Source organism: Wolbachia endosymbiont of Drosophila baimaii, from assembly GCF_028982185.1.
Lineage (GTDB): Bacteria > Pseudomonadota > Alphaproteobacteria > Rickettsiales > Anaplasmataceae > Wolbachia > Wolbachia pipientis.
Window position 1 is genome coordinate 1 of the sequence record NZ_JAPQLE010000125.1, and the last position, 8,780, is coordinate 8,780.

At 32.9% G+C, this 8,780-nt stretch carries 10 protein-coding genes; 6 read left to right on the plus strand and 4 right to left on the minus strand.

The window, feature by feature from the left end:
• Positions 1 to 257: 257 nt before the first annotated feature.
• The gene (locus OZD66_RS04340) at positions 258 to 1,130 is read right to left on the minus strand and encodes a hypothetical protein (protein WP_182367025.1); all 873 of its coding nucleotides are present in this window, start codon (positions 1,128 to 1,130) and stop codon (positions 258 to 260) included.
• Between the two features lie 115 nt (positions 1,131 to 1,245).
• Positions 1,246 to 1,584, minus strand: coding sequence for a glutaredoxin 3 (gene grxC, locus OZD66_RS04345; protein WP_007550037.1), 339 nt, complete (start codon positions 1,582 to 1,584; stop codon positions 1,246 to 1,248).
• A gap of 68 nt (positions 1,585 to 1,652) precedes the next feature.
• Between grxC and ribF the strand changes: the two genes are divergently transcribed.
• From ribF to OZD66_RS04365, 4 genes are all read left to right on the plus strand, one after another.
• Entirely contained in the window at positions 1,653 to 2,585 is a 933-nt protein-coding gene (gene ribF, locus OZD66_RS04350; protein WP_010082493.1) for a riboflavin biosynthesis protein RibF, read from the plus strand.
• Positions 2,582 to 3,058, plus strand: coding sequence for a signal peptidase II (lspA, locus tag OZD66_RS04355; protein ID WP_182367027.1), 477 nt, complete (start codon positions 2,582 to 2,584; stop codon positions 3,056 to 3,058). The genes ribF and lspA overlap by 4 nt, the downstream gene beginning before the upstream one ends.
• A 114-nt stretch (positions 3,059 to 3,172) precedes the next feature.
• On the plus strand, positions 3,173 to 4,513 hold the full coding sequence (locus OZD66_RS04360) for a M16 family metallopeptidase (protein ID WP_182367029.1): 1,341 nt from the start codon (positions 3,173 to 3,175) through the stop codon (positions 4,511 to 4,513).
• On the plus strand, positions 4,500 to 5,819 hold the full coding sequence (locus tag OZD66_RS04365) for a M16 family metallopeptidase (protein WP_182367031.1): 1,320 nt from the start codon (positions 4,500 to 4,502) through the stop codon (positions 5,817 to 5,819). The genes OZD66_RS04360 and OZD66_RS04365 overlap by 14 nt, the downstream gene beginning before the upstream one ends.
• Here the strand turns inward: OZD66_RS04365 and purN are convergent.
• Positions 5,813 to 6,379, minus strand: a complete 567-nt coding sequence (purN, locus tag OZD66_RS04370; RefSeq protein WP_182367033.1) for a phosphoribosylglycinamide formyltransferase — start codon at positions 6,377 to 6,379, stop codon at positions 5,813 to 5,815. The two genes, OZD66_RS04365 and purN, sit on opposite strands and share 7 nt — an antisense overlap.
• Positions 6,380 to 6,683: 304 nt before the next feature.
• Here purN and OZD66_RS04375 point away from each other — a divergent pair, with 304 nt between their 5' ends.
• Positions 6,684 to 7,100, plus strand: a complete 417-nt coding sequence (locus OZD66_RS04375; RefSeq protein ID WP_006279382.1) for a hypothetical protein — start codon at positions 6,684 to 6,686, stop codon at positions 7,098 to 7,100.
• Here the strand turns inward: OZD66_RS04375 and OZD66_RS04380 are convergent.
• On the minus strand, positions 7,093 to 7,623 hold the full coding sequence (locus OZD66_RS04380; RefSeq protein WP_182367035.1) for a Na+/H+ antiporter subunit E: 531 nt from the start codon (positions 7,621 to 7,623) through the stop codon (positions 7,093 to 7,095). The two genes, OZD66_RS04375 and OZD66_RS04380, sit on opposite strands and share 8 nt — an antisense overlap.
• A 68-nt stretch (positions 7,624 to 7,691) precedes the next feature.
• Here OZD66_RS04380 and OZD66_RS04385 point away from each other — a divergent pair.
• On the plus strand, positions 7,692 to 8,780 hold a 1,089-nt coding region (locus OZD66_RS04385; protein ID WP_275022327.1), incomplete at its 3' end, for an ankyrin repeat domain-containing protein.

Sequence of the window (8,780 nt, forward strand, 5' to 3'; positions counted from 1 at the left end):
TTAAACATGAGACGCCAGATACGTGAGTTTTTTTGTCATTTAATCTGTACAGAGAAGATAAATAAATAGCTTCAGTTTCATGATAAGGGGACTGGCGGAGTTTGTCAAGGAAGTTTTTCGTTTCTATAGCTACTTGAATAACGGCTACAATGTTCATACAGCTATGTACATAGCTGGAACCCAAAAAAAGAACCAAGTAGCCTTGGCTACTTGGACGACAAAAGGTAATACAAGAAATCTATTGGCTCTCGTATATCTTAGTGAAACTTAACAAGTTTATCTATAGTTTTAGTGATGATTCTTGGAGTATCTGGAGAAACTGCTGAGCTCAGCCTATTTAACCGCTCTATAGCGAACTCGCTATTCTCATTTGCTATGAAATCACATAAAATATTTTCTATATCCTTAGTAACACTTTCATGCTTTCTCAGAGGATGATTATGTGGATACCTACTGATGGTTTTGATACTGGAATACTCAACAAAAGCTTGATCCTTAAAAGCAAGTTGTCTCAATTTCTCTTTGAATTTTCCTTCTTCCTCTTTTGCTAAAAGGCGAGACTTTATCATTGATTTTATAATCAAATTTATAGCTTGATGTATTTCAGAATGCACTATAACTTTAATGGTATTTTCTTCTACTATACAATCATAAATATTTTTTCCGCTCTGTAACGACTCTATTAATTTCTTGCTACTTTGTGAATTCAATTCCAAATTCTCCTCACTCATAGGAGTTATTATGAAGGTGTTCTTACTCACTCTGATGTTAAATTGTGGAGAGCCTTCAGAAAAGGAAAATGCTACATCCTTAAATTCAAGTGCATGATTGTATGCAGCAAAAAGGGTGTGTGCTATAACACTGCTGGGCACCTTCATTCCATGTTTACTCAGGTGGTTCAATACATTTTCAACCTCATGATATGTAAAGTCTGTATCTTTTAGCAATTCAACAACTTCTATGCCGTTGTGTTGTTTATACTCTATTCTCACTTCTTCTGTAAAAAGTGTTTTAGCTGCTATATGTTTATCAAGCACTGTGAAAATCTTGATGAAATTCTCTAAATCTTGTTTGTTAACTAATTCGATACTAATTAAGTTTCTGCTAATAATTGAAATATTTTTTGTCATTTTTTCCCACTAAAAAAACTCACTGAATGAATTGTATTTTTAATTCATTAAGAATTGTTTAAAGTGAGCATACTAGTTTTCATTTACGTATTACACGACAAAACAAGATAAAAAGTTACATAAAATCATCATGTGGTATAACACACTCTCCACATTCATCATTGCTGTTTGTGTAGGTTGTGACATCAGTGTGATTGTCATTATTATTTAGCATATCATCCAACTTTCCTTCTTTTTCAAGATCCATCAATTTGTCACACCCCCCAATGTGCTTATCGTTGATAAAAATCTGTGGAACTGTTCTAACGTTATACTTTGATTTTATGTCGTTAAATAGATCTGAGTTTTTGAGCACATCAATTTCTTCATACTTCACACCTTTTTTATCTAGTAAATCCTTTGCCCTTATGCAGTATGGACAGCCCTTCTTTACATATATCACAACATTTTTCACAATTTATCTCCGTAGCTTACTAAAATATAGTTATTATATATAAGAAACATGTAAAAACATCAAATTGTATGAAAATTATTTATAATTGTGAGCAAGGGATAGAAAATAATATAGCACTAACCTTCGGAAATTTCGATGGCATTCATTTAGGACACGAGTTTGCAATTTCTACTCTAAAGAAGGTAGCACAAGAAAGAGGATTACCCTCTGCAGTTTTAACTTTTGAGCCTCACCCATCAACTGTTTTATTTGGTAGAAACAATTTTAGGTTAATAGACCAAGAACAAAAAAAGGAACTAATCAGCAGCTATGGTATAGATTACTTATATATTATTAATTTTAATAGAGGTTTTTCTGAGGTTAGCTGCGATGACTTTATCAGTGAGATTTTAATAGATAAATATGGCGCTAAACACATAATTGTCGGAGAAAATTGCACTTTTGGTCATAAACGATTGGGTAATATATTAACTCTAGAGAAATATTCTGAAATATATGGATACTCTTTGACTAAATTAGAGCCATTAACAATTGACGGCAAAATTTGCTCTTCTTCTTCAATAAGGGAGTATGTACAAAGGGGCGAAATAGAAATTGCTAATAAATTGCTCGGCAGGCCTTATCAAGTTTCTGGTGTTGTGACAAAAGGTGCATGTAGAGGTAGAGAAATAGGATTTCCAACCATAAATATTCCTATAGAAGATTGCATGATAAAACCTAAGTTTGGCACATATTACGCTAGAGTGACTTTTCCTGATAGTAATCCAAATTGGTTATATGGAGTAGTCAATATTGGTATGAGACCTACTTTTAAGGATCTGAAAAAGCCTATAATAGAAATGCACATATTCGATTTTGATGAAGACGTATATAGTCATAAAGTCAATATACAACTTTTAAAATTCATAAGGTCAGAAAAAAAATTCCATAGTATTGAGGAGTTAACAAAACAGATAAATTATGATATACTTAAAGTTTATAGGTTAAAGGCAAATTTATGAAAAAGTTATGCTTAGTTGTTATATTAATTATAGTATTGATTGACCAAACGAGCAAATTGTACATAAACTCATTGATTGATGAAGGAGAATCAATTGAGATCGCTAGTTTTATAAAACTAGTTGAAGTTTGGAATTCAGGTATTAGTTTTGGAATGTGTAGCGCTTTACCACATGGCGGTTCCTTTTTTTCAGCATTTTCAATACTAATAATTGGTATACTTGCATGTTTGATATACAAGTCTGACGATCAGTCAACTTACCTTGGTTTTTCTCTGATGATTGGTGGAGCAATCGGAAACGTAGTTGATAGGATCTGTTGGGGAGCTGTATATGATTTCATATATTTTCATATTGATGATTGGTATTGGCCAGCCTTTAATTTAGCAGATTTATCTATAGTTTGTGGAATGTTTACATTGTTATATAAGTGGTATATATACGATATGCTTATTTCTAAACAAAATGAGGAATAAAATAATTATGTTTACATAATGTTGACATCGCTATATAAGTGGTACACATATGATATGTTTATTTTCAAACAACAATGAGGAATAAAATAATTGTTTTTATATTAGGTCGAAATAATGCTTCATAAGTTTTTTAGTTTTCTTATACTACCTGTACTTTTTTTTACTTGCTCAATTTCTTTGAAGGCTTTGAGCATAGAGCACAACATAAAATATGCTAAACTCAGTAACGGACTAGATGTCTATGTTGTTCCTAATCATCGAATTCCGTCTGTTTTACATGCAGTAATATACAAAGTTGGGGGAATGGATGATCCAATCGGCAAAGCAGGATTGGCTCACTACTTTGAACACTTAATGTTTAAAACTACAGGAAAGTTTAAAGACATAGAAGCCACTATGAGTAGCATTGGGGCTAAATTTAACGCGTTTACCACTAAAGAATATACTTGTTATTTTGAGTTGGTCCCAAAAAAAGATTTACCACTTGCAATGGAAGTTGAAGCAGATAGAATGGGCAGCTTTAATGTTACTCAAGACAAAATAGATAGAGAAAAAAACATTGTACTGGAAGAAAGAAAAATGAGATTTGATAACCAACCTCATAACTTGTTATGGGAAGAAATGGATAGTGCATTTTATCGTACTGGCTATGGTAGATCTGTTATTGGCTGGGAGAGCGATATCAAAACTTACAATCAGGATGACATAACGAGGTTTCATAATAACTATTATCACCCCGGCAATGCAATATTACTGATTGTGGGTGATGTGGAACTTGATGAAGTAGTGAAATTAGCAGAAGAAAAATATGGCGAAATTAAAGCTAAGCCTGTAATGAGAAATTACCCAAATCAGGATCCAGTGCATAATGCAGGTCTATCGGTGACCTTAGAGAGCACTGAAGTAAAAGAACCAGTTTTATATTTTCGTTATCGTGTACCCTTATTTGAGCATATAAATGAAGCTTCCGCTGCTCATTTAGCGGTTGAAATTTTAGGTGGCGGCAAATCCAGCAGACTGTATAATGATCTGGTTTTAGATGAAGATGTGGCAGTATCAGTGTTTGCTTATTATAATAGCCTAGCTTTTAGTGATGGCTACATTGATATTCAGGTCATTCCAAAAAGCGGAGTTAATTTAGATATTGTTGAAAGAGAGTTAGATAATGCTATTAATAACTTCATGTCTAAAGGAATAACGGATGAGGAGTTGCAAAGCTCGAAATATAGATACAAAGCAGCACAGTTTGATAATCTATCTGACTTAACTCATATAGCAATGTTTTATGTGCCGCACCTAGCACTTGGCATTCCACTTGATGAAATAGATATTTCATATAGCAAGATTAATGATGTCAATCTAGAGGATGTAAATAACAAAATTCGTACTATCTTTTCTTTCAATAAGTTAATTGGTCGTTTATTACCAAAAGGAGATAATAGTGAGAATAAGTAAAATTATATTTCTATTTTTTTTCTGTCTAAGCTTTAATTTACAAGCAAGTGGTAACCTAAATATAGAGGAGGTCACCACCCGTAAAGGATTTAAGTTTTTATTTGTAGAAAATCATGATTTGCCAAAAGTTTCACTAAATATATCGTTCAAGGATGCAGGTTACGTGTATGAGAATGAGGAAAAACAGGGGCTTGCTTGGTTTACTTCTCTTGTAATCCAAGAAGGGGCAGGAAAAAATGATGCCAAAGATTTTGCGAAAAAGCTTGAAGATAAAGGGATTAGTTTAAATTTTATTGCTGATTTAGAAGCATTTAGGGTTTCATTAAATACTTTGTCTGACAATCTAGAGGAAGCAATTTCATTACTGAGCGATACTATAATGCGTCCTAAAGTTGACCCTGAAGGGTTGAATAGAGTTTTCGAGAAAACTAAAGTTGATTTTAATAATCTTGAAAAAAATCCTGGCTTTGTTGCTGGAAAAGAATTAGATACGTTATTGTTTAAAAAACACCCTTACTCAAAAAGTGTGTACGGTACTCTTGATACTATAATGAGCATTACTAGAGACGATGTTTTAACATACATAAAGCGTAATTTTGCTAAAGATAACATAGTTATCAGTGTTGCTGGTTGTGCAAAAAAAGAAGAAATTATTACGCTATTAGATAAATATTTATCTAAATTGCCGTCAAAAGGATCAAAAGTTAGAAAAATACCTGTAAAAAATAATTTTGGTTCCGCAGAAAGTAAGAGTATTTTTATGGATATACCACAGAGTGTGATACTTTTTGCTCAAAAAGGTATAGCTTATGAAGATCCTAATTATTATAACGCTGGTGTCTTAATTGATGCACTTGGTGGCATGAGGCTGAATTCAATATTAATGACAGAACTGAGGCAAAACTTGGGTATTACTTATGGTGTTTATGCAAGTATTATTCCCAATAAACATGGAAATGTTATATTTGGATTTATGAATACTGATAGTTCTACTGCTGGCAAAGCTATATCAGCGGTAAAAGATACATTGAGCAGGATAAGAAAGGAAGGAATTGACGAACAATTGTTCAAGGATGCAAAAATTGGCTTGGTAGATAATCTTGTCCTTTTCCTGTCCAATAACACAAATATAGCAATGCTGCTCGATAATATACAGATAAATGATTGTGATGTTAACCTTATAAACAATTATGCGAATATCATTAATGATGTTAAATTAGAGGAAGTAAACGAACTGGCAAGTTCTTTACTGGAACCTGAAAATTTATTTTTTGTTGAAGTTGGAAGAAACACTCAAGGTCAATAATTAATACTTTCTGCTATTGATCTTACTGCTTCTACATAACACTTATGCTCCTCAGCTAGAATGCGTTCTGAGAGGCTTTGAATATCATCAGCTGGTAACACTGGCACAGCAGCTTGAGCAATTATGGCTCCAGCATCAACTTCAGGAGTGACATAATGTACAGTACAACCTGTAATTTTTACACCTGCTTTTAGAGCTTGCTCTTGAGCGTTTAGGCCTTTAAAAGACGGAAGTAAAGAGGGATGAATATTTATCACCTTGTTATGCCATTTACTCAGAAAATCAGCTTTGAGAATTCTCATAAACCCTGCAAGGCAAATTAAATCAACCTTATGTTGAACAAGTATTTTGTGAATTTTATCAGCATCAAGTGGTTTATCCTTAACAACAAACGCTGGGATTCCTGCTTGCTCTGCTGTTTTCAGACCAGCAGCTTCGCTGTTATTTGTGATAACACATGCAACTTCTGCGGGAAAATTCTGATCTTGACATGCTTCTATCAAGGCCTGCATATTCGACCCCCTACCTGAAATTAGTATTCCGAGTTTTATCTTTTTCATTATAGCACAGTTAGTTTAGGATTTAGTTAATACTAACAAAACAGCTCAAAAGGAAAACTTATTTTATAGCAAAGAAGGTAAACTAAACTCTTTTATCAGTGGACCTCTAATTTTGGACCTCATTGGACAACACAAAAATAACGAATAGCCTCATGTACCCAGCTTAAACTAGCTTTAATGCTTAGATATTGTGCTATTTTTGTATAATATACCACTATAAGTATATATTTTTGTAATCGCGTTATTATTTATTTAACAAAGTATTAGTATAATTTATTACACTGGATTAAATGGAGAAAGTTCAATGAGTAAATTACCGAACAATGCAAAAATAGGTAAATCTCAGGTTACTCAGTGGGAGGTAATAAAAAATTGTGAATATGCTGATAATTGCTTGTCAAAAATAGTAACTTTGTACGTTATTAGAATAACTCAGCTATCAGATTTTTATACGAGTGACGAACCTGAAATTAACACTGTTTTAGCAAGAATAAGCGTGACAAGTGAAAATGTATTTTTAAACAAGGCTACTACTATTGAAGTTATGGAAGGTATTTTTCCGTATAAATTCAACAGCAAGAAGAGAAATAACATATTAAGGTTAGAAGATTTGTATAATTATTTATGTTCTATTGTTAACAATAGCCTTCCAAAAGAAATGCTTGAAAGTCTTGTAAGGGAATATAAGGATGCTGTTAACTTATTTAAAGCAATTACTTAACTGAACGTAGTATTTTTAAGATTTTATTTTCTATTTCAGAAATGCCGCTTTCAAGATCTTTATCTATCAAATACATGGTAGAGAAATATGTTTTCTGCTTACTTTCAACATTGATAGTTAAAGTTCCGGGAGTGATTGTGACTGAATTGGCAAATAACGCAATGCTTTCGTCATTATGCCCTTTGCATTTTCTTAGGATAATGATCGGTTCAAGCTTAGATTTGAGTTGTAGCACCTTTTTTGTTACATAAACACTTGATAAAATGATTTGGTACATTAACCACGGTATATAACTTACTAACTTATAAAACGACAGTCTACTCGTACCATTTAAAATCTGACTCAGAGCGCTTTCAGCGTTTATCAACCGTCTAAAGATAAACAATGTGAATATAGAGGAAAACACTCCACAAAAAATAAAAAACGGTTCAAAATAACCAGACAGTATAATCCATAGAACAAATAAAGTTATAAACGACAGAGAAAAAAATTTGATTTCCTTCCTAAAGTTGAGGTTTTTCATAGTCTGTAATATAACTAAAATGACTCTTTAAGGAAAGATAATAACGAATATTTAGGTTCTTGACTTCTATGTTAAAAGATATAACAACTAAGTTATGTATTTTAAGTGAGGAAGTTATAGAATATGATAAATTTATGGAAATATTAAAAAAAATAAATGACCTTTCAGATTTGAGCAAGGACAATATAGTTGAAAAAATAAAAGCTAAGTTACAAGAAGAAGATCCAGATTTATGTCAAGAGTGGGAAAAGAGTAAACCTGACAATGATAGTGGATCTGGCATAAATTACATATTTACTATATCTCGTGGTCAAAATTCTAAGGAAGTCAAATTGTTACATCTTGCTTCTTATTGGAACTGTGCAAATGTAGCAAAAGCTCTGATTGAAAACGGGGCAGATATTAATGCAGAACATGATAATAAAATTACTCCTTTACATATTGCTGCTCACTATGGCCACGAAGATGTAGTAACCATTCTAAATGGAAAAGGAGCAATTGTTGATGCAAAAAATGGTGATGGATGGACTTCTTTACATTTTGCTGTTGAAAAGAACCACGAAAATGTAGTAAACACTCTAATTGGAAAAGGAGCAAATGTTAATGCAGAAAATGATAAAGGATGGGCTCCTTTACATCTTGCTATTACAAATGGCCACAAAGAGATAGTACAAGTTCTATCAAAAGCAGAAGGAATCAACGTTGATGCAAAAAATAGTGATGGGTGGACTTCTTTACATCTTGCTGCTGCAAATGGCCGCGAAGATATAGTAGAAACTCTAATTGAAAAAGGAGCAGATGTTAATGCGAAAGATCATTATAAATGGGCTCCTTTAACATTTGCTTCTCAAAAAGGCCATGAAGTGGTAAAAGGAGCTCTATTAAAGGCACAAGAGAACATCAAAGCTTTGCATTCAGCTGTTAAACATAATAATGAGGAGGAGGTGAAAAACCTATTAAATAAAGGAGTAAACGTTAATGCAAAAGATGATGATGGATGTACTCCTTTACATCTTGCTGCCAGAGAGGCCTGCGAAGATGTAGTAAAAACTCTCATTGCAAAAGGAGCAAATGTTAATGCAGAAGGTATTGTGGACGAGACTCCTTTACATCTTGCAGCCAGAGAGGGCCATAAAGATGTAGTAGACATTCTAATC